The 20848-nt window shown below is 47.1% G+C and carries 20 protein-coding genes and 1 pseudogene; 2 read left to right on the forward strand and 19 right to left on the reverse strand.

The window, feature by feature from the left end; translation table 11 throughout:
* Positions 1–45: 45 nt before the first annotated feature.
* Entirely contained in the window at positions 46–819 is a 774-nt protein-coding gene (locus BBG47_RS08025; protein ID WP_065291307.1) for a DUF6612 family protein, read from the reverse strand.
* 169 nt (positions 820–988) lie between these two features.
* Positions 989–1849 (reverse strand): DUF6612 family protein, encoded by an 861-nt coding sequence (locus BBG47_RS08030; protein WP_065291308.1) that lies wholly within the window; start codon positions 1847–1849, stop codon positions 989–991.
* 198 nt (positions 1850–2047) lie between these two features.
* Here BBG47_RS08030 and BBG47_RS08035 point away from each other — a divergent pair, with 198 nt between their 5' ends.
* Positions 2048–2608, forward strand: coding sequence for an SLOG family protein (locus BBG47_RS08035; RefSeq protein WP_065291309.1), 561 nt, complete (start codon positions 2048–2050; stop codon positions 2606–2608).
* 188 nt (positions 2609–2796) lie between these two features.
* Here the strand turns inward: BBG47_RS08035 and BBG47_RS08040 are convergent, their stop codons facing one another.
* The 11 genes from BBG47_RS08040 to BBG47_RS08090 all read right to left on the reverse strand — a co-directional run bounded on the left by BBG47_RS08040 (position 2797) and on the right by BBG47_RS08090 (position 13432).
* Positions 2797–3369: a GNAT family N-acetyltransferase gene (locus BBG47_RS08040; RefSeq protein WP_065291310.1), complete on the reverse strand. Its 573-nt coding sequence runs from the start codon at positions 3367–3369 to the stop codon at positions 2797–2799.
* A 221-nt stretch (positions 3370–3590) separates the two neighbouring features.
* On the reverse strand, positions 3591–4019 hold the full coding sequence (locus tag BBG47_RS08045; protein WP_065291311.1) for an NUDIX domain-containing protein: 429 nt from the start codon (positions 4017–4019) through the stop codon (positions 3591–3593).
* A gap of 119 nt (positions 4020–4138) precedes the next feature.
* The gene (locus tag BBG47_RS08050; protein WP_021261013.1) at positions 4139–4738 is read right to left on the reverse strand and encodes a response regulator transcription factor; all 600 of its coding nucleotides are present in this window, start codon (positions 4736–4738) and stop codon (positions 4139–4141) included.
* Positions 4735–5865, reverse strand: a complete 1131-nt coding sequence (locus BBG47_RS08055) for a sensor histidine kinase (protein WP_065291312.1) — start codon at positions 5863–5865, stop codon at positions 4735–4737. Before BBG47_RS08055 ends, BBG47_RS08050 begins: the two co-directional genes overlap by 4 nt.
* Before the next feature lie 68 nt (positions 5866–5933).
* The gene (gene desA / locus BBG47_RS08060; RefSeq protein ID WP_065291313.1) at positions 5934–6992 is read right to left on the reverse strand and encodes a Delta(5) desaturase DesA; all 1059 of its coding nucleotides are present in this window, start codon (positions 6990–6992) and stop codon (positions 5934–5936) included.
* A 228-nt stretch (positions 6993–7220) separates the two neighbouring features.
* Positions 7221–8042 (reverse strand): alpha/beta hydrolase, encoded by an 822-nt coding sequence (locus BBG47_RS08065; RefSeq protein ID WP_065291314.1) that lies wholly within the window; start codon positions 8040–8042, stop codon positions 7221–7223.
* Between the two features lie 72 nt (positions 8043–8114).
* A complete protein-coding gene (locus BBG47_RS08070) occupies positions 8115–9137 on the reverse strand; it encodes a FecCD family ABC transporter permease (RefSeq protein WP_065291315.1) in 1023 nt (340 codons plus the stop codon).
* A complete protein-coding gene (locus BBG47_RS08075; protein WP_021261018.1) occupies positions 9130–10137 on the reverse strand; it encodes a FecCD family ABC transporter permease in 1008 nt (335 codons plus the stop codon). The genes BBG47_RS08070 and BBG47_RS08075 overlap by 8 nt, the downstream gene beginning before the upstream one ends.
* A gap of 38 nt (positions 10138–10175) precedes the next feature.
* A complete protein-coding gene (locus tag BBG47_RS08080) occupies positions 10176–11198 on the reverse strand; it encodes an ABC transporter substrate-binding protein (protein WP_065291316.1) in 1023 nt (340 codons plus the stop codon).
* 101 nt (positions 11199–11299) lie between these two features.
* Complete coding sequence (locus BBG47_RS08085) at positions 11300–12931, reverse strand: ABC transporter substrate-binding protein (protein WP_175400501.1); 1632 nt, start codon at positions 12929–12931, stop codon at positions 11300–11302.
* A gap of 192 nt (positions 12932–13123) precedes the next feature.
* Positions 13124–13432: a hypothetical protein gene (locus BBG47_RS08090; RefSeq protein WP_021261021.1), complete on the reverse strand. Its 309-nt coding sequence runs from the start codon at positions 13430–13432 to the stop codon at positions 13124–13126.
* Between the two features lie 174 nt (positions 13433–13606).
* Between BBG47_RS08090 and BBG47_RS08095 the strand changes: the two genes are divergently transcribed.
* On the forward strand, positions 13607–13993 hold the full coding sequence (locus BBG47_RS08095; RefSeq protein WP_021261022.1) for a helix-turn-helix domain-containing protein: 387 nt from the start codon (positions 13607–13609) through the stop codon (positions 13991–13993).
* A 100-nt stretch (positions 13994–14093) separates the two neighbouring features.
* Here the strand turns inward: BBG47_RS08095 and BBG47_RS30645 are convergent, their stop codons facing one another.
* The 6 genes and pseudogenes from BBG47_RS30645 to BBG47_RS08120 all read right to left on the reverse strand — a co-directional run bounded on the left by BBG47_RS30645 (position 14094) and on the right by BBG47_RS08120 (position 20844).
* Complete coding sequence (locus BBG47_RS30645) at positions 14094–14333, reverse strand: hypothetical protein (RefSeq protein ID WP_254659782.1); 240 nt, start codon at positions 14331–14333, stop codon at positions 14094–14096.
* The gene (locus BBG47_RS08100; RefSeq protein ID WP_254659783.1) at positions 14267–16198 is read right to left on the reverse strand and encodes an ADP-ribosylglycohydrolase family protein; all 1932 of its coding nucleotides are present in this window, start codon (positions 16196–16198) and stop codon (positions 14267–14269) included. The genes BBG47_RS30645 and BBG47_RS08100 overlap by 67 nt, the downstream gene beginning before the upstream one ends.
* A 36-nt stretch (positions 16199–16234) precedes the next feature.
* Positions 16235–17396 (reverse strand): annotated as a pseudogene (locus BBG47_RS08105) (ADP-ribosylglycohydrolase family protein).
* A gap of 86 nt (positions 17397–17482) precedes the next feature.
* Positions 17483–18934 (reverse strand): extracellular solute-binding protein, encoded by a 1452-nt coding sequence (locus tag BBG47_RS08110; protein WP_065291318.1) that lies wholly within the window; start codon positions 18932–18934, stop codon positions 17483–17485.
* Between the two features lie 112 nt (positions 18935–19046).
* Positions 19047–19928: a carbohydrate ABC transporter permease gene (locus BBG47_RS08115; protein WP_021255373.1), complete on the reverse strand. Its 882-nt coding sequence runs from the start codon at positions 19926–19928 to the stop codon at positions 19047–19049.
* A 13-nt stretch (positions 19929–19941) separates the two neighbouring features.
* The gene (locus tag BBG47_RS08120; protein ID WP_028531973.1) at positions 19942–20844 is read right to left on the reverse strand and encodes an ABC transporter permease; all 903 of its coding nucleotides are present in this window, start codon (positions 20842–20844) and stop codon (positions 19942–19944) included.
* Between the last annotated feature and the right edge of the window lie 4 nt (positions 20845–20848).

The raw sequence follows: 20848 nt of genomic DNA on the forward strand, positions 1-20848 counted from the left end.
TGGAAATAGCCTTAGAAATATGGTCTCGACAATCGAAATCGTATCCTATTGAGCGTTGTCGATTACGTCCATCGGCACTTTGATTTCGGCCACTCCGTTATGCTTCGTAATTGTGCTCGTCACCTTCATGCTGATCGAAACCTTCTGTCCGTTCTCTTCCCCTTCGAGCACAAGTGTAAAGCCGCTCTTCGTCGGGAAGTAGGTTTCCTTATTCACACCATATGTCATGGTAAGCGTCTTAACATTCATCTTGCCAAGCGCTTCCGCAGCTTCTTCACCAGATGACTCGGACAACAGCGTCTTCGCCAACTCCTTGCCTTTATCGCCAGACATATCCGTAGTCATGAGGTATTCGTTACCTTCCACGGTAATCTTCGAATCTTTCTCTAACGGCTTGAATTTATCGAGATTTTGCGTCAAGCTCATTTGGCTTTTAATGTTCGTTTCCCACTGGCTCTTCAACTCATCCGGAACTTTCGCCCATTCGCCATTGACCTGAGAGTATGCTCCTTCTTTGGTGAAGTATTGTTTAATCGTTTGGTTCGTTTGGTCTGACACAATTGACGTATCTTGATAGAAACCAAGCGGTTCCTTTGTAAAGTCAGTTTTGATTTTAATATCCGATTTTTCTTCTTTGCTGCTGTCGCCTTGAATCCCATTCACTTGCTCAACATGGACATCCATTGAATAGCTCTTCAATGTTTTATCCGCATCCGTAGCCTTTTGAATCAATTCTCCTGCCGTAGGTGTTGCGTTGCCGCATGCTGTAATGCCTAGTACTACCATGATCGCTACGAGTGCTGCCGTCCACTTCTTCAAAACCGTCTGCCTCCCAAAATTAGTATGCTCCCTCATAGTAACCAATATCGATAGACAGACAAAGTGAACGTAGCCCTATTCCGAAACAGAAATTAGTAGAATAGAACTATTAATGCCATAAAAAAACCGCCAAATCCGTAGATTCGACGGTCTAGGCTATACATTGCGATTACTTAGCGCTGTCCAATACTTCTTGTGGCACCTTGATTTCGCCAATCTCGTTATGCTTCGAGAATGTGCTTGTCATAACCATATTGAGTTCAACTTTCTGACCTTGCTCTTCGACTTCCATAGACATGTCCACATCGGATATTGTTGGTTGGTATGACTCCTTGTTGACACCAAACTTCATCTTAATGCTTTTAATCTTCATTTGCTCAATCATTGCTTCCATTTGAGGATTACTGTTAGAACCAGATTGGGTCATCAACGACTTCGCCAGTTCCTTCATCCCGTCACCGGACAAGTCCGCCGTCAAGATATAGTTAGTACCTTCTTCGGATACCTTCGAATCTTTCGCTATCGATTTGAAGCGTTCCAGGGACTGCTCTGGGCTTGCCCCTTTCTCCGCACCTTCAAGAATTTGTGCCTTCATGTCATCCGGCATCTTCGTCCATTGCCCGTTCACTTGTGAATAAATGCCGTCCTTCGAAATATACTGAACGACTTTTTGCTCACCTTGACCCGCTACGTTCATTGTCATTTCTTGATACAGATTGAAAGGCTCTTTAGTCATGTCGCTTTTCAGTTTTATTTCCGTATTTTGCTCTTGCTTCTGTTCACCTTGGCTGATTGTAAGATCCTGCTTCACTTGGCTGTCCATAGAGAAATTCTTGAGCGACTTGCTTGCATCAATTGATTTTTGAATAAGTTCATCGACAGATGGAACCTGAGCATCCTTTTTCTCTGTCTCAGTTGTCGTCTGTGCTGTAGAAGAGCTGTTTGCTCCAGCAGTGTCTTTTTTATCTCCACAAGCCGTCATGCTTACTACTAATATTGCCCCCAACAATAGTGCAACCCATTTTTTCAAAACTTTTTCCCCCTAAATGTTAGTATACTTACTCATATTAACCAATTCATACGTCTCTGTAACAGGGATTTTAGAACTAAATCATGTGTCAAATTGATGAAGGAACTAGATATTTAGTCCCATTCTCTGTATATTTATCATTTTTAGTTCTACCGTCTATAATCATATATATAGATACATTCTCGGAGGAATCATACATTGAAAAATCTACTCGTTACCGGCTACCGAGCTCACGAACTCGGCATTTTTAACAATAAACATCAGGGAGTTCCCTATATACGCAAAGCGATAGAATCTCGCCTTATTCCGCTAATTGAAGAAGGATTAGAATGGGTCATCACACCTGGCCAGTATGGAGTCGATTTATGGGCTTGCGAAGCTGCTATCTCGCTGAAACAACAATATCCGCAGTTGAAATGTTCCATTATTACGGCGTACGCCAATCCTGAAGCACAGTGGAGCGAGGAGAAGCAAACCTATTTCGAAGAAATTATGCACGGAATCGATTACTATGGCACGGTGAGTAATGCTCCCTACAGTGGCAAATGGCAATTCATCGCAAGGGACGAGCTGCTGTTCCGCAAGACAGATGGCATTCTGCTCGTCTATGATGAGGATTCGGGAGAGGCAAGTCCGAAGTTTACGAAGGAACGCGCCTTGAAGAAGCAAGAGGAAGAAGGCTATATCTATATCAATATCGGAGCAGAGGAAATTCAAGCGATTGCAGATGAGGAGCAAAGCAACATGTTCTTCGAGTGAAAAATAATTGTTTTGAATAAAATTCGCTTGGTCTAGTGAAAACGGATATGTATCAAGTATGTAAGGGAGCAGGGGCTTCAGTTAATCGTTCCAAAAAAGTAATAGGTCGACTCTATAAAACCAGCGGTAGCTTTGTGTTGTAAAATAGTACACTGCCGCTGGTTCATTGAATGAATACAGCCATTAGTTCAATCATTTTGCATCATAAATTCCTCTAATGTTATCCTCATTAGTTGAGTATCTTTATATTCTCCATCAAACAATTCTCTTTCATGTAGTACTTTTATCTTGTTAAATCCACATTTTTCATAGCTCTTGATTGCTCTGACATTCACGATTTGTGGATCTATGTAAATATCCTCAACTCCTCGCTCGGTAAATAAATACCGAATGATAAGTTTCAATGCCAGAGTTCCGATTCCCTTATCCCAAAACTCAGTCTCCCCTATAAATATATCTAGTCCGAATTGCGGTTGATCAGGCTTTGCTCCATATTCATGAATTTCATCCTGTTGTAACGGATAGAACTGTAAATATCCTATAGAGGTATTATTAAATTCAATAATACACGGGGTGACATAATGCTCTCCTCTTGCCCGTGCCCCATATTTTCCTATAATCTGTTCCCATGTAAATCTGGTCCTTGATCCTTCAATAAAACTTAGGATTTTTTTATCATTCAGCCATTTATATAACAAAACAAAGTCTTCATCAGCATAAGACATTTTTCTAATCGATACCTGACCATCCGAAGCAAGCATTACGTCTTCCCCCTCTAATGGTTTATTTTGTTAAATCCCATCAGCTAACATCTTGCGATATCTTTTTCATCTCAGTAATTTTGAGGAATAGCAGAATACAAGAACCCTGTTGCTGAAAGTAGTTTTGTTCTGTTTTTGTCGCTCCGCCACATTATTTCCCGGAAAATGTTGCACCACGCTCATTCCCACACGTTCCACTTAAACCAAACTAGATTCAAGCCTCAAGCTTTTCCCAATATTCGATCTATTGCAGGCTTCGTAAAGCAGGCCAATTGCTCGGGCAGCTCGTCTAGGGAAAACCAACGCATATCTTTAATTGCTCCATCTGCCTCATTATTGCGTGCTTCTCCTCCCTGTACTGTCGTATCGTAGATGAGGGACACCCAGTGTTCATCATTTTCGGGACGGATCGTTTCCGCTGTACATATCAATTGGGTCACCGTTATATCAAGGTTAACTTCCTCTTTCACCTCACGGATAACGCATTCCTCTAACGATTCGTACATATCCAGCTTGCCGCCAGGAATGCTCCATGTTCCTTTTTCCGGATTCCGGTTGCGCTTGACCAACAGAATTTCGTCATTGTGATTGCGAATTACCGCTCCAACACCTAATTTCGGGATTGCTATTGTATGATTTGTAACTGTCATTGCCAATCACTCCTTAATCGAATATTCACCATCATTAGACTATTTAGGTCATGCAATGGTTTCACAAAAAGAGGAGTTGCGCATTGAGCGCACTCCTCCATTTCTATCGATATCCAGCCTTACTTGAACCAGCCCTTCTCCTTAAACCGCGTAATCGCCTCGATGCGATTGCCAACATTAAGCTTGTCGAGAATAACTGAAATATAGTTGCGCACGGTTCCTGTCGTGATATACAGCTCAGAGGCAATTTCCTTCGTATTCTTGCCGTCTGCAATCAGACAAAGCACTTCCTTCTCCCGCTCTGTCAGCGGATTCTCCTCCGAGTATGCTTCATCTACCAGTTCAGAAGCATAGATCCGTCTGCCTGCCATAATGCTTCGGATTGAATCTGCCAGTTCCTCGCTCGGGCTGTCCTTGAGCAGATATCCATTCGCGCCTGCCTTCACGGCTCTCTCGAAATATCCCGGACGGGCAAAGGTCGTCAGGATCACAACCTTGCAGCCTGCGCCCTTCAGTTCCTCAGCAGCATCCAACCCGCTCTTTCCTGGCATCTCAATATCCATCAGGCATATATCTGGATTGTGCTCATGAACGAGCTTTACAGCCTCATCCCCATTGCTTGCCCGCCCGACAACACTCATATCCTCTTCCAAATCCAGCAGAGACGCCAGCGCTCCAAGCAGCATCCGCTGATCTTCCGCAATGACAATACGTATCACGTCCCCACCTCCTTAATTGGCTGCTTCGTCACGATCGGCACTTGTATGATGATGGCCGTACCTTGATCACATACAATGTCCATACTTGCGTTAATGAACTCAAGCCGTTCCTTCATTCCAAGCAAGCCATTGCCTGTCGACTGAAGGCTGGTGTCCATTCCAACACCGTTATCCTGCACCTTAACCTTAAGTTCTGCTTGCGAAGATTCAAATTGAATCGAACAGGACGTCGCATTGCTATGCTTCACAATGTTTGTAACCGCTTCTTTTAGACACATACTGAGCACATTCTCATAAAGAAGCGAGATATTCGCAGGCTTGCCGCCTTCTAGGCTAAACTCAATTTGAGCCGCCTTCAAAATTTGCTTGATGCGAAACAGCTCATCCTCCAGCCGCGTTCCCCTCATTTGTGTCACCAGTTCCCGCACTTCCTTCAAGGCCGTTCTCGCTGTCTGCCGCACATCATTGATTTCTGCTTGGGCACGTCCGGGATTCTTATGAATAAGCTTGCCTGCAAGATCACTCTTCAGGCCGATGAGCGACAACTTCTGACCAAGCGTATCATGCAAATCACGGGCAATGCGGTGTCGCTCCTGCAGCTTCACCAGATCCGCAATCCGCTTGTTGGCATCCTCCAGCTCTCCTTGCAGCTTATCTCGCTTGTTGCGATTATAAGTCGTTACTGGGAGCAGGATAACTCCGATCATGCTGACAAGAACGAATGGCAGCTGCGTGATGAGCACCGGATTCTTCGTTACAAATCCATAGTTGATCGTCACAATCGTACTAATCAAGTGGATGGTATATAACGTAATAAAGCCGATTTTGTGCTGAATATTACCGATAAAGAACGCCAGAAACAATGCAAAGTATACATATCCGAACAGTACCGTCATTGTAATGGAAATAATCACTTGGAAGGAGGTCCAAAAGTAGACCCACCATCCCTTCGATACAAACGACAACACATAGCAGCCGAAAAACGCCAGTATCATGACTACGCCAATACCAACTTCGTATGGCGAAGAGGCCCGAAATATAAAGTAAAAAGGAAGGATATAAAAGACAACCCACACGTACGGGCTCAATCCCGTACTCCTGTGAAATATGTGATACCACTTCTGCATGGTTGTCTTCCTCCTTCCTCTTGCCATATTTAATTGTATCTTACCATAATGATGCCAAGCCGTGCTCATTATTCCCCTTGAATCCCCGCTCTTGGCGGCTTGTAAGAGCTTCTAATGCGGCCTGACTTCTGCAGCAGCATCTGCTTGTGTTCCTTGAAGCTAACGAAGACCTTTCTCTCTTCATCCCATAGTCGGAATCGGAGCGATTTCAGGCTCGTACGCAAGGTGATCGTCGTTGCCTTCTGCAGCGGAATGGACGCATCATGCGCCTTCTCCAAATTGTAGTTCGGCACCTTCGGACTAAGATGATGCACATGATGGAAGCCGATATTGCCGGTAATCCACTGCAGCAACTTCGGCAGCTTGTAATAGGAGCTTCCTTCTACCGCCGCCTTCACGTAGCTCCATTCATCCTCATGCTCGAAGTACGTCTCCTCGAATTGATGCTGCACATAGAACAGCCAGATGCCGAGCATGCCCGACAATAAGAAGATTGGCCCTTGGATCATCAGAAATGCCTGCCAACCAATGGCCCAACACAGCAATGCATATAACACTACAATTCCAATATTCGTAATGTGCGTATTCACTCGTTCCTTACGCTTCGCACCTTTAACATTGAAGCGATACGTAATAAGGAAGATGGCGATCGGCCCGATACAGAGCATGACCACTGGATTGCGGTATACACGATAAGCTAGACGTGTCCACCAGGAAGCCTCCTCGTATTCCTCAACCGTCAGCACCCACATGTCGCCAATTCCCCGCTTGTCTAGGTTGCTGCTTGTGGCATGATGGATAGAGTGACTGTTCTTCCATTGCTGGTAAGGTACAAGGGTGATCACCCCTGTAATCGTTCCCAGAATATCGTTTGCCTTCCGGCTCTTAAAAAAGGATTGGTGACAGCAGTCATGAAATATAATAAATGTCCGAATGACGAAGCCGGACGCCATGACCATGAACACGAGTGATAGCCAATAGGATACCGTAAGACTCGCATAAGCGGCATACCACAGAACCAAAAGCGGTAAAATCGTATTGCATATTTGTCGAATGCTCGATCGCATATCGATCTGTTCATAAGGCGCTACTTCCTTCTTCAAGCTAGTAAGCTTCGAATCGGCCATCTTGTCAGTTCCCCCTAAATTGTTAACGAACATAGGTGATATCGCATGAACCCATACTTAATTATCTTAAGTATAGAGAATCCGTGTCATCCGCAGTAGTCATAAACGTCAGATAAGGGACATGATAAATGTCATATATGTCACGTTAAAACAGGCAAACATAGGCGCGCCGATCCGCAAACAAATAAGCAGCCTGCTGAAATAGGTCAGCAGGCTGCTTGTTACTTCTTATTTATGAAGCGCGAATCGGATTGCGCGTCCGATCAAGCCGGGAAGCACCGATAAATGCCCTTCGCCGGGGAAGACGTGAAAATCCACGGACAAGCCGTTCTCCTCCAGCTGCTTCAAGCGCTGGTACATCTCCTCCGCATTATGCAGCATCCGATTCGGGTGTGAGGCTTCCTCTTCCCCGACGGTCATGAGCAGCCGCACTGGGGTTGGATCAGGCTCTACAGTTCGGTTTGCCGTAAATGCCTTCTCCGCCTCCAGCACGCAGCGATTGCTCCACCAGATGGAGGGGCTGCCCGCAATATAAGTCTGGAACAGATCAGGCTTCGTGAACATCGTATTCAGCGTGAATAAGCCACCGAGTGAATGACCGAACAAAGCCTGCTTCGAACGATCTATCGGATACGCCTCTTCGATTGCTGGCTTCAGCTCTTCCTCGATGAAGCGAAGGAAGTTGTCGCCGCCTCCCGTTGGCGGCCATTCCTCCCCGCCCGGTCTTGGCGGCAAGGATGCACGATCCGTTGGAGGTGTCAGTTCATAGAAGCGATCCACAGGAAAGTTTCCTTCCGTCAAATAACCAATCCCTACAACAACCAGAGGGCCGAAGCCGCGAATGCCTCGCCCCTTCAACACGCGAGCCGACTCCGCGCAAAGAGGAAATAACGCGTTGCCGTCGAGCACATACAGAACCGGGTACCCCTCCGAAGGAGCTTCGCCCTCGGGAACACTAACACTAATTCGATAATCTCGGTTCGTATGCGTGGATACCGTATTGTAAACCGTAGAACGCGGCAGCGTAATCGGTTGTTCTGTTACTTTCATGCTGGTTCCTCCCCTATTGTGCGGAATGAATTCCGATGACTCTGCCGATGTCAATGTTATCGAACATCGGACCTATTTCGGAGCTCGATAGAGCAAGTAGATAAAATACGGAACGCCGAGCAGCGCCACAACGACACCTGCCGGCAATGATATCGGCGCAAAAATCGTTCTGCCGATATAATCGGAGACGACAACGATAACCATCCCGATTATTCCGCACACGGGCAGCATGCGATGATGACTCACACCGACCAGCTTCCGTGCAATATGCGGTGCGATCAAGCCGACGAAGCCAATGCTGCCGGATACGGATACACAAGCACTGACAAGTCCAATGCTGGCTATGAGCAGTAAATTTGTCTCCCGATTGACTGCCACGCCAAGACTCATCGCACTGTCTCGCTCGAATTGCAGCAAGTCCAGCTTCCGTGACTTGAACCAAATGAATGGGACGCAAATGATGAGCCATGGCAATGCGGCCACAACGTAATGCCAGTTCGCATTCCACACGCTGCCTGACATCCACACCGTTGCCATCTCGAAGTCCTGCGGATTCATCTTCAATGAAATATACATAGACAATGCCCCGAGACCAGAAGCTACCGCAATACCAACTAAGATCAAGCGCTGCGGATCAAGCCTGCCTCGATGCCATGAGAACGCAAAAATAAAGATAGCTGCCAGCAAGCCACCGACAAGTCCAAACAAAGGCATAGCCATTACTGCAAACCAATCTGTGCCGACGATCTTCCCTTGGAAGAAAAACATAAACAGTACGACTGCAGCTCCGGCACCAGAGTTAATCCCCAAAAGCCCTGGATCGGCAAGGCCATTCCGCGTAATGCCTTGAATAACAGCACCTGCTATGCCAAGACCCAAACCTACCATCGCAGACAGCACAATGCGCGGCAGTCTGAACTCGAAGATAACAAGCTCATGATCCGGCTGCGGATCAATGCCCAGGATGGTATTGATGACATCCTTCACCGTCATATCGAAGACGCCATTTGTCACGCTTATATAGACCGCCGTACAGAACAATGCGAGCCCAACGCCAAATACAATCCACCAACGAAGCAATGAATCTCTATGCACGTCCTCCCCCTCCTTTTTTGCGAATGAGATAGAGGAAGAATGGAACCCCAATTAAGGCTGTTACTACACCGACCGGAGTTTCGAACGGATGGTTGATGAATCTGCTGAGTACATCAGCAAGGCCAAGGAACAAGGCCCCCAGCAAGCCTGCACAAGGCACCGTCCACCGGTAATCGAGTCCAACCAGCATGCGTGCAATATGAGGAACAATTAAACCAACGAAGCCAATCTTGCCTGCCAGCGCTACCGAAATACCGGTCAAAATGACGACTGAAGCGGTTGCAAGCAGCTTTACAAAAAACGTCTTCTGCCCCAAGCCAGCCGCAACATCTTCGCCCAGCGAGAGTGTCGTAATTGATCTGGTGACAGACATCGCCAGAATAAATCCAACAATAGCAAATGGAATAACAAGCTTAATTAACTGGGGATCCAATTGATGAAGCCTAGCGTTATACCAGAAGCTGATATTCTGCGAAATTTGAAAATAAACGGCGATCGCAGATGAAATGCTGCTGAGCAGGGTTCCGATAACCGTTCCGACAATCGCCATCTTCACTGGCGACAACCCACCCGGAATTGTGGAGGCCAATCCCCACACGACAACAACGCCAAACAATGAACCTAATAACGAAAAGAAAATCATTTCGATGGATGACGCAGAAGGAACCAAAATCGTGCACAGCGTAATGACGAAGGCCGAACCATCAGATACCCCCATAATAGAAGGGGATGCAAGATAGTTTCTTGTCATCCCCTGCATCATGGCTCCTGATACGGCTAGGAACGCCCCGATCAAGAGCGCCCCTATTGCCCTCGGCATGCGCGAGTGCATAATAATTTGGTGATCTACATTGTCCGGATTGAAGTGGAATACAGCATTCCATACGGTATTCGCATCAATGTTCTTGGCTCCATAGAGCACGGATAATACGATGACCGCCACCATGGCAATTGGTGACAAGATCATGATTGCAATCGCCAATGCCTTCTTATTATGCATATCGTACCAACCTGTTGTTTATTATTTGAACATCTGAATTATTGGGACAGTTTATCTACTGCTGCTTCAAGGAACAAGAATTTGCTGAGCGCTGTGCCGCCTTGTGCTAGCGGGTCTACAACATTGACGAACACCTTGCCGTTCTTCACCGCATTAACGCTCTTCCAGATAGGATTGTTCTCCAAATCCTCCAGTGCTTTCGGTGTATTCTTGTTCTCATCTGGAGAGAACTGAACGAATAGATAGTCAGGGTTGATTTCCGAGAATTTCTCCAGCGAGATCAATTCTTGCGCCTTCGCTGCTTTCACTTCTGCGGGAGCCGTCAGACCCAAATCGTTATAGAGGGAAGCATTAAAGAAGACTCCCTCAGGATAGATCGCCAGATCGCCCTTACGAACACGAACCGCCAATACCTTCTTGTCCTTCAGCTTATCGCCGAACTTCGCTTTCGTCGCATCCAAGTCGGCTTTATACTTGTTCAAAGCCTCTTCCGCTTCTTTCTCCTTGCCTGTCAGTTCTGCCAAGAGCTTCAGATTGGCTTCCCAGTTCGTAGACACGTGAGATACCGGAATGGTGGTCGTAATTTTTTTGAAGTTCTCGATAGCCTCTGGCTTGAACTTCGTAGAAGCGAGAATGACGTCAGGCTTCAGCTTCAAGATGCCTTCGTAATCCGGCTCCATCTTCTCTCCGACCGATACGGCTTCCGTTGTCGCTTTCTTGAACAAGTCAGGGAATTGCCCGCTTACACTAATTGCACCAACTGGCTTCGCGTCAAGTACAACCGCATCTTCCATGGATTCCATAGAACCAGAGATTACAATGCGTAGCTCTTTTTTAGCAGGGATCGTATATGTTTGATCCAAATACGTAATTGTTTTTGTTTCGCCGGATGGTGCCGACTCTTTATCTTTATTGTCTGTGTTAGACGCTGCAGGTGCAGTCGTTTCCGTGCTGGAACCGTTCTTCGCATCAACGCCTTCTTTCGCGCCACCAGCACCGCATGCTGTCAATGCCAGTGAAAGTGAAAGCAATAATAACCCCTTAACCATCCATTTGTTCATTTATTTCTGAACTCCCTTCGAACGCTTCAATTGATAATGATTATCACTATTAAATGATAGAACGTTTGCCCCGAATCTCCAATGGATAAATTCCTGAATTGTTATGGACAATTTCCGGATAGCAATTGAAGCATTGTATCCATCATTCGTTCCATCGCAATCGGAGAATACTCGACCCAAGGGTCCGTATGTATCAGATGAACACGTTGTCGACGCACAGCGCTAAGCTGCTGCCATCGCCAGCTTTCCTGCAGCTGCTCCCAAGCGGCTAACGTCTCACTCTCTTGGCAGACGTTAACGAGCAAGCGATCTGGATTGATTAGGGCAAGCTGCTCCAATGACAGCTCCATGTTATAGACTTGCTCTGGCCATTGGAATGCCTGTTGGAGCTGCAGATTATCGAATACAACCTCTGCAATACCACGATTGCAATATGCATAGATCTGCTTTCTCAAAATTCTAACGAAGAGGAAGGTCTCATCCTTCACGCCAGATGGAAGTTGTTCTCTCACCCAATCCACTCTGCGATCATACTGAGCAAGCCAATTCGCAGCCTCCGTCTCTTCCCCAAGCAGCTTCGCTGTATGCACCAGCTGCTCTCGCCAATTCCTCGTACTTGGAACTTGACAGACATTCCCTGCCTGACCAAGCTGCTCTTGCTCCTCCTCGGCAAGCCCATCTATGCTGACGATTACATCCGGCGCCGCCTCGTGCAGCTTCATGATGTTCGCTTCCCAGTGCTCATTGACCCGGTACGCACTGAGATGAACAGGAATATCATAGCGATATTGATCGTAATAGTATTTCGTCCATTTCGGGTGCAGGGGCGCAGCATAGGGAATAATATTGAGCGCCAGCAGATAGCCCGCTACTCCAGTTCCGTATGCAGCAATTCTCTTCCTGCGGCTCTTCATATAAACCGAAGGGGAAACACCAACCATCTGCTTGAACTTCCGGCTGAAATAAAACTCATCCTGATATCCAACCTGATGCGCGATATCTCGCAGCTTCACATCAGATCGATTCAGGAACTGCTTTGCCTTATTCATTCGCAGCTCTGTCAAATAATCGTTTGAGCTGAGGCCAAATGTTTTTTTGAATAAATCAACGAAATACTTCGGACTCACTCCTGCAATGGCTCCCAATTGCTCGATCGACAAGCTGTCACTATAGTGCAATTCCATATATACCTTCGCTCTCTCAATTGAAGAACTTCCATGATCAGTGAGGGACGGCTTCTTATTCAGCAGCGTATAGATAAGCTCCTGGAAGGCATATTGAGCACGGAATCGTTCCTGACCACTCTCGCTGCCATGCATGCGAACGACTGCATCGCACAGAAGTGTCAGTTCTCCTGCTGAAGTCACCGCAATTGTCTCCTGGTGTTCGATTTCCCGTTCATCATGCAAGGGATGAAGCAGTGCTCCTTCCTCTGCTTCTCTATACATATCGAAATAAAAAAGATAGGCCTCTATGCCATCTTCTGCTTCTGATTTCATGCCGAATGTATGAGCAGGGGCGAACCAATACGCACTTTCACGAGACAAGGAATATTCCTTCTTGTCCAGCTGTACCGTTCCATGCCCTTGTGTTGTAATGATCAATAGATGTGTACTTGTCCACTGTTGGGCGGATTGATAGCCCTGCACATCCTTGCGGTATTCTGCTGTACGCAGTTTATAGATCGCTTCATTCCAGGAAATGCGACTGCTGGAATGATTCCGTTTATTCATCGTTTTCATACTGCCTCCTACTTTATATAGAAGAAATCGGTGAGCATAATGAATCTATCTTAATGAATCTATCCTCCTTCTCATCATAATTGATAATGATTATCATCGTCAATATATCTATGAATGAAACCAATACAAAGAGCCCAACAGTTCCTACTGCTGAGCTTGTCTAACCTGATGACATTGTTCTTGCTAGTTCATTGGGAGATGGCTATTACTCATCGCCAATTCTTCCTCTGACTTGTTCAAGAAGATGAGCATCTTCAATCCATCCTGTACGCCCTTTGCATAGATCCATCCCATTTGCATAGAAGCCATCTCGTTCTGCACTTGTATCCATTCCTTGTGCAAGCTGCGCCCACTTCGACCTAACTTGCGCTGAATCGAATGCTCCAATTCATCTAATTTATTCTGCAGTATTGTTATTTCCGGAAGTATCTCGACTTGTGTCCTAAGGAATTCCAATCGTTGCTGCAAGGTATCTTTTACCCAATCAGACATTTTTTCTTCCTCCACATCGATTACTAAACTGATTACGGAAATGCAATTATCCATGATTCATATCATTTTCCATATAATAGTTCCATTATAGTATAACATTTATCTTTTTGTTATGTTATAGTGATATCTCATTTTCCTCTCCGATTCAATAACCTCTAAACTGAGGTGAACATCATGTCAGATTTGCTTAAGTTTGTTGGCGAACAGCTAAGAATGATTCGACTCGCAAAAGGATTAAGCCAGGAGCAAGTTGCAGAAAGAACGGGAAAAGAGGGCATGAGCAAGTCGCGGATATCCGATATTGAATCCGGGAAAGTCAATGTAACCTTGAAGACATTGGAATCTCTTATGCATGCGCTGGATATTATGCCTAGTGAACTGTTTGACTTCCAGAAGCTCGGCATCGAGGATGGCATCGAAGACAAGCAGATGCTTCTTGATCTACATAGAATCACGCTCATGGAAAGATCGATTGATGAGGTCAAGTATGTGGTTCGAACCACAAAGGATTTCCTTAACACGATGGATGCTAAAAGTTCCAAAGGAAATAAGCGTTCCTAAACGCAACACCCGAGAATCACGACCTAATCGTCGAAAATACGAAAAACCCGCCCTCCTTATCCCGCGGGTTCTTCGTATTGTAAAATGGCGCTCGTCTCGTTTACAGCTCAGTTATTGTCAGTTTTCGATAGTAGGTTCTAGCCGCACCGAGCGTGCTTACTCCATACATGCCATAGCTCCACGCATCATCCTCGTGCTGCAGCAATTGCTCGCCATTGATGCTTAGTGTAAGGGTACTGCCCTCTGCGGTTAGCTTGATGTCGTACTCCTGATTCAACTTCCATGGGTAGGCACAGCTGGCAAGCTTCTTGTAGCCGAAGTCATTTGCGTATAAAGACACTTGACCCTTCCGTCCAGTCCCGCATGGTAGCCGCGCATAGCGCCTTGAGCCCGTATCGCAACGAGATGTGAATCGCCGCTTTGCGGGTTGAGCGTAACCTCAACCGAGTAATCTGTCGCAAAATAATTGCCTGCATATGACTCGCTAGGCTCGGCTGTCATCACGTACATGCTGCCATCTACCAAGCTCCATGCCCCTTGATTGTGAGCGAATGGGGTTACACAGCCGAAGCTCATCGCCTGCTTGTGGAAGTCAATTGTGTAGGCCGCATTGCCGTATATCCGGAATTCGTCAATGAAGATGCGTCCAAGACTCTTCGGCTTGCGCGTAGAGTCTGACTCCAGAACGATGCCAACCTCATCAATCAATTCTCCCTCTGTGTCTGGAATGACAAATTCCACATCGATCCACTGTTCGTTCACAAGCTTGCGGTAACCCTGTGCCAAATCCCGCTTGCTCTTCGCCAAACGCACATATGGGGCAATTGTCATCGGCGCATTGCCGCCCCACTGATCAAGGTAAATTTTCATCGATACCGTCTGACCTGAATAAGCCTTCGGCGAGAAGGTAGGCGAATAACGCTCATCGTTGAAGTCGTCCCGAGTGTAAAATGACTTATAGAACACCTTCGAGCTCTCACCGCGAGTCATGCGATCAAATAGAACCTCAAGCGATCCCGATCCTTGGTATGCCTGTTCTGTAGAATGCTTTACGCGGCAGAAGAATGGATCGGATACGCGCATATTATGTGTCGAGCCTGGCAGCTCGAAGTCAAAATGGATTTCGTTCTCCTTGCAGCTGTCCTGCAGCTCGAGCGGGCATGGCACATTGGCCAAGCGGTAGCCCAGAATCGCCAGTTCCTTCGCATAAGTAGGAATATCGAGAATGTTCAAATAACCGGAGATGCCTGACATGACGATGCCGTCATTGATCGGCGTGCGATAATGTTCCCCGATTCCGCTTAAGCCGCAAGCTACCCCAAGCACCGTTCCGACATTGCCAGCATTGCAATCCGTATCCCAGCCGCACATCGTCGCGATTTCGACAGTACGGTTAAAGTCGCCCTGTCCGTAAATCATGGACAGCACACATACGCCTGCATTCGGGATGATATGGCATACACCCGTATATTTATCGTAGCCCCAATCCCGCTCCAGCATCGCGCGACATGCTCTGAAATCGTCCGGATGCTGTTCATGGAAGGCGAGGACAGCGCGCGCAACCTGCGCGTAGAAGGAATCGCTTGGAATTTCCGCTAGACCTGCTTCAATAATGTCTTCGATGTTCGCTGTCTCGAAAGCTTTCGAGATCGCCGCACAGAAAAATCTCGCGCCAAGAACGCCCTCACCATCATGTGATACTCTTGCCGCCGCTTCGCCAAAGTCAGCCGCCTTCTTCGGATTGCAGGGATTCACAAGTCCCCATGTATCAATAAAAATCTGACCGCCAATCTGTTCGGCAATAATTTGTCCGTTCTGCTCAATCGAACCAGATTGCGGAGCGGAGATTCCTTTTTTCAAATTGATATACGCGGTATGCTCAGTGCTTACGCCATATCCGCCCCACCAGAACATGCCGATGCCTTCGCGAGAATAGTTGAGCCAAGCACGCGCCACATCATTTGGCGCAATGTCGCGATCCACCGCATCATCATAGAGGGCACGGAGGAAATAATAAGGGCCGTTGGCGTCGTCATCTGCCGCAAAATTTTTAAAATCCTTCACATATCCCGTAATCTCGCCATACGTATTGTGAATTCGCTCATAGGTCCAAATTGTCGGCTCTACCGGCGCTCCGAGCCGAATCCCGATATTCATTCCCAAGTAACCTGCATAAATCTTCTCTACATAATTGTTCGGTATCATACAATCTGTCACCGCCTCTAAGTCGTTATTCTCTTGTTACATCATCTGATCTATCATTTGCTCTCTCTTTCGATGTAGCTGTGCATCCGTGCCAATGATCGCGGTTGCCGCTTCCATGAATGCTTCGCAGTGCTGATCGATGCGCTGCTGATTGATGTCTTCGAGTGTAGCTCTCTCTTCCGCAGGTATTGCCTGCACGCCTTGCATCGCGCCGAGAATCGCGCCGATCATGACGCCGATGGAATCCGTATCGCGCCCCGAGCTGACCCCGTCCTTGACCGCTTCCAGCAGATTGCCCTCGTGCAGCAAGATATAAGCCAGTGCAAGCGGCAGCTCCTCGATGGCGAACAAACGGCTTGGCGTGTAGTGATTGGATGGGATGCCGATCTTGTGTATGCTCCGATGCACATCGTCTCCCATTGGTGAATAGCGCGCGAGCACTTCATGGAAGGAACGAACGATTTCCTCTCGATCCTCCTTGCGGGACTGAAGAAGAAGAGCCGTCTCGCAAATGTCATGTATCGCCCGCTTCGTGCCGTCCTTCGCATAATGCAGCGCCGTATCCGCTATATCATGTACGGTCGCTCCCGGCTCCATTGCCTTCGCAACACAGCATGCCATTACGCCTGCCGCCTCGAGGCCGTAGCTGAGCTGATGCCCAGATGCGAACAGAATTGCCTCATCATAGGCTCCCTTCGGATTGCAGGCATTCACGATGCCGATCGGGGAGATATACATGGCTGCCCCGCAGTTGACCATATTGCCGTACCCGCCTTCGCGCGGTTCACAATTCGCGAGCACATGCCGATTGAAAATATGCTTCTCGGGATAGAACAATCGATCCATAATGAGCGCTTCCCGGCCGAATTCCGGAATATACCGTTGGCCGAAACGCAATCTCCTTCACGAATTCATTTGCCATATCATAGGCATCCAGGTGACGGCGTTCCGTAACATATACATTCATTAATGCGAGCGTCATTAACGTATCGTCGGTAATAATGCCTTGGCCTCTCATTCTCCCCTGCCTCGCTGCCTCCGGCCAATCCGCCTTCCACCATTTCGTTTGCGTTGTTTCCACGCGCCCATACTTCTCTTTAATTTCGCTGTACGTCATTTTCTCTACGACAGCACCCATTGCATCCCCATAGGCTGTTCCGTAGATTGCTCCTTGTACTCGCTGCGCAAAAGAAACCATCCCGCTTCTCTCCCTCCTGCCTGAAGAGCGAGGCAGTCGCCTCGCTCCCCGATATCCAGTCTCATACGCTCTAGCTTTCGAGCTTCCTATTTGATCGTTTGATTCGCGTACTCTGTAATTTCCTTGCCACCGGCATCATTCCACGCCTGCACGAACTTGTCGAAGTCAGCTGCCGATTTGCTGCCCATCACGATGTTCGCTGCGAATTCCTTGTACAGCTCATTGCAGGCGTCCCATTTGCCGGCAAGTTCGGCTGGTATTATGAAGGCATTATCCTTGCTCGACAGAGAGTCAATCATCTCCAATGACTTCATTGCCGGTTCAGACAGGTATGGTGTCGCAGGATCGAATTCATGTTCCGGCTTGAAGTTAATCGTAGAGCCGACGAATAGCGGGTACCATTCCGCGAATTTGTCCTTCAGCTTGATTTTGTTGTTAACGATCTCGTACTCTTCACCCTCAATGCCAAGCTTGTCGAGCATTTGCCCCTTCGGGCTGGCCAAATATTCGAGTACAGCAAAGGCCAGATCTTTATGCTTGGACACTTTGCTTATCGCAAAGCCGCGGCTTTCCTTGCTGACATCGATCGGCAGGTAGCCTTGCGCCTTTCCTTTTGCCGGCGGCAGAGGCATCACCTTGGCCGATGCTCCATTTTGAGACGTCATTTTGTTATTGTACAGATCGATAACCTTGCCCTGTGTCCCTGCGATAATGGCAGCTTGGCCATCATAAAAAGCTTTTTCCTTCGTATCCCATTTCTTTGTTAGAAACTCTGGATCAAGCAAACCTTCCTTATACAGCTTGGCATAGAACTCCAGCTTGTCCTTCTCAAATGGTGTAGTTCTGCCGAATGCGTATTTCCCGTCAGCGCCCTTAATCCATGTCGAGGTCAATCCGAATGCTTGTGCGAACATCACATCAAGCTCATCAAGATTGCCCGCTGTCGTGTAGGCAAATTTGGCACCGTTCTTTTCTTTCATTTCTTTGAAAAAATTATAATAGTTATCTATGGATGGATTCGCGAGCAATTCCTTGCCTGTTGCCGACTTATCGAACCAGTCCTGGCGCATGACCGGAATTTGGCTGCTCGTTGGCGACAGCCATACTAAGTACGGATAGTTTTTCGTGCGTTCTTGATTGAACACGTTCATGGATGCTTTGACATGGGTGGATTGTTCAATGTAAGGGGTAAGATCTTCAAGGATTTGCTGTGTGATGGCAAATGCGTAATCGCCGCCTTGGAAGTACATAATGTCTGGAATCGTGCCGCTTTGCAGCAGTAAGCCCAGCTTCTCCGAGTAAGTCCCGCTCTGTACTGGAACGACCTCCAGCTTAATGTTCTTTCCTTCTGCCTTCATGCCTTCCTCAATCCCTTTAATCACCCTTGCATCAGGCGGCAGATCCTTGCCGACAATTGATATCGTGACTGCCTGTTCGGATGATGATTGTGCATCTCCCGCATCCTTCGTTCCGCTGGAACCACACGCTGTAGTAAGCATCATCAAGCTGGCAAGCATAAGGAAAATCATTTTTTTCATTGCATTTCCTCCCCCATATTTATAATCCTTTGTGTTCATAGATGGTTTTCAGTACTAAGAAGGCTACTGCATTTTTTGAACAAAATGCATTTCTTTGATCACAATAGCTTGTTTATTCTTTCACTCCGCCCTCCATCACTCCGCTTGTATAATGTCTCAGAATGACAGGATAGAGGATAAGAAACGGGATAATGGCAATGACGATCGTCGCTGCTTTCAGGGATGAGAAATCCAGCTGCGCAACATTACTGTTTTTCAGCAGATCGGCTGTGCCGATTAGGGCTGTGCTGTCCCGTTCCACAACGAACTGCCGCAGCAGCACTTGCAATACGGTATTGTCGCGACTCGATAGAAAAATGCTCGATTTGAAAAATTCATTCCATTTCGCAACCGCATAGAACATCCCGATTGTCAGCAGCGGTATGCGAGCCAGCGGCAGGACAATTTTGACGAACATTCGAATATGTCCGGCACCGTCGATTCTCGCCGCCTCGATCAGGGAGTCCGGGATCTCTTCAAGGAAACGCATCATAATGATTAGGTAGTACACATTGATCATCCGGTAAAATACCATAGCCCATAAGCTGTCGAGCAAATGCAGATCCTTGATGACCATGTATTCCTGCACGATCCCCGGTTCGAAGATCATAATAATAATGAGGAAAATCATAATCGGCGTTTTGCCTACTAAATGTTTGCGGGTCAGCACATAGGCCGCGAGTGTGGTAAAGATAACGCTGATGCATGTACCCGTAATTGAAATAAACAAAGAGTTCAACAGCGCCTTGCTGACCAGTGCATTGTTGAGCACAACTTGAAAGTTAATAAGGGAGAAGCCTTGAGGCCAAATTTCGTAGCCCCGCAGCATATGAACCTTGTCTGGATTCGACAGCGCTCTGGCAATCAAGTTCATGATCGGGATGAACATCGTTAAGACAAGTGCTGAGAGGATAAGGCCGATCAGCATTTTGGATACGGTTATTTTATTTCGCAAGATGCATCCCTCCTTACCAGGCGCCTTTGTTCGTAATTTTTTTCGATATAAAATGAGTCGACAGCACAAGGATGACCCCAATTAAGCTCTTGAATAAATTCGCTGCCGTTGCAAACGAATATTGGCCATTAATGAGACCAACCCGATACACGTAAGTATCGATGATATCGATCTTGCTGTTGACCGAATCGTTCGTGAAGTTCAATACTTGATCCAGCCCGGCGTTCATAATAAAGCCGACATTAAGAATAAAGATCGTGACCATCGGAATATACAAATGCGGAAGCACGATCCGCGTTACAATATGCCAGCGGCTCGCCCCATCTACATATGCCGCTTCGTACAAGCTAGGACTGATTCCCATGATGGCCGCAAGATAAATAATCGAATCCCATCCGATGCTGCGCCATGCCTCACTCGCCAGCAGAACCCAGCGAATGCTGCCCTTGTCAGTCAGAAAGTCATGCGCGGGGAAGCCGAACACTTGAATGAGCTCATTGACGGCACCTGTCGATGGGGATAAAAATTCGAACCATATCCCTGTAATGACGACCCACGATAAAAAGTGAGGCAAATAGGAGATAACCTGAACCGCCTTACGAAAGCGCCCATTGCGGAATTCATTAAGCATTAATGCAAACAAAATGGGCAGTGGGAACAGCAACACCAGCTTCATCGCACTAATGATGAGCGTATTCGCCAGAACATTCATAAAGATGGGTGTACTGAATAATTCGCGGAAATATTTCAAGCCCACGAACACATGGTCACCCAAAATGCGATAGTCAAAGAAGGCCAGCTTCATTCCGATAATGGGCCATATATGAAAAATAAGAAAATACGCAATACAAGGCAGCAGCAGGAGATAGAGCACTTTGTCCGCCCACACCCGCTTTAATTTCGAAGCCGCTTTCATTTCC

The organism is Paenibacillus sp. KS1 (assembly GCF_001680695.1).
GTDB classification, from domain to species: Bacteria; Bacillota; Bacilli; order Paenibacillales; family Paenibacillaceae; genus Paenibacillus_B; species Paenibacillus_B suaedae.

Coding starts and splice junctions, on each gene's coding strand:
- BBG47_RS08040 (WP_065291310.1), bottom strand. CDS start 3,369: ATGCTTGCTTCGGATGGTCAGGTATCGATTAGAAAAATGTCTTATGCT.
- BBG47_RS08045 (WP_065291311.1), bottom strand. CDS start 4,019: ATGACAGTTACAAATCATACAATAGCAATCCCGAAATTAGGTGTTGGA.
- BBG47_RS08055 (WP_065291312.1), bottom strand. CDS start 5,865: ATGCAGAAGTGGTATCACATATTTCACAGGAGTACGGGATTGAGCCCG.
- desA (WP_065291313.1), bottom strand. CDS start 6,992: ATGGCCGATTCGAAGCTTACTAGCTTGAAGAAGGAAGTAGCGCCTTAT.
- BBG47_RS08065 (WP_065291314.1), bottom strand. CDS start 8,042: ATGAAAGTAACAGAACAACCGATTACGCTGCCGCGTTCTACGGTTTAC.
- BBG47_RS08075 (WP_021261018.1), bottom strand. CDS start 10,137: ATGCATAATAAGAAGGCATTGGCGATTGCAATCATGATCTTGTCACCA.
- BBG47_RS08080 (WP_065291316.1), bottom strand. CDS start 11,198: ATGAACAAATGGATGGTTAAGGGGTTATTATTGCTTTCACTTTCACTG.
- BBG47_RS08085 (WP_175400501.1), bottom strand. CDS start 12,931: ATGAATAAACGGAATCATTCCAGCAGTCGCATTTCCTGGAATGAAGCG.
- BBG47_RS08090 (WP_021261021.1), bottom strand. CDS start 13,432: ATGTCTGATTGGGTAAAAGATACCTTGCAGCAACGATTGGAATTCCTT.
- BBG47_RS08095 (WP_021261022.1), top strand. CDS start 13,607: ATGTCAGATTTGCTTAAGTTTGTTGGCGAACAGCTAAGAATGATTCGA.
- BBG47_RS08100 (WP_254659783.1), bottom strand. CDS start 16,198: ATGATACCGAACAATTATGTAGAGAAGATTTATGCAGGTTACTTGGGA.
- BBG47_RS08110 (WP_065291318.1), bottom strand. CDS start 18,934: ATGAAAAAAATGATTTTCCTTATGCTTGCCAGCTTGATGATGCTTACT.
- BBG47_RS08120 (WP_028531973.1), bottom strand. CDS start 20,844: ATGAAAGCGGCTTCGAAATTAAAGCGGGTGTGGGCGGACAAAGTGCTC.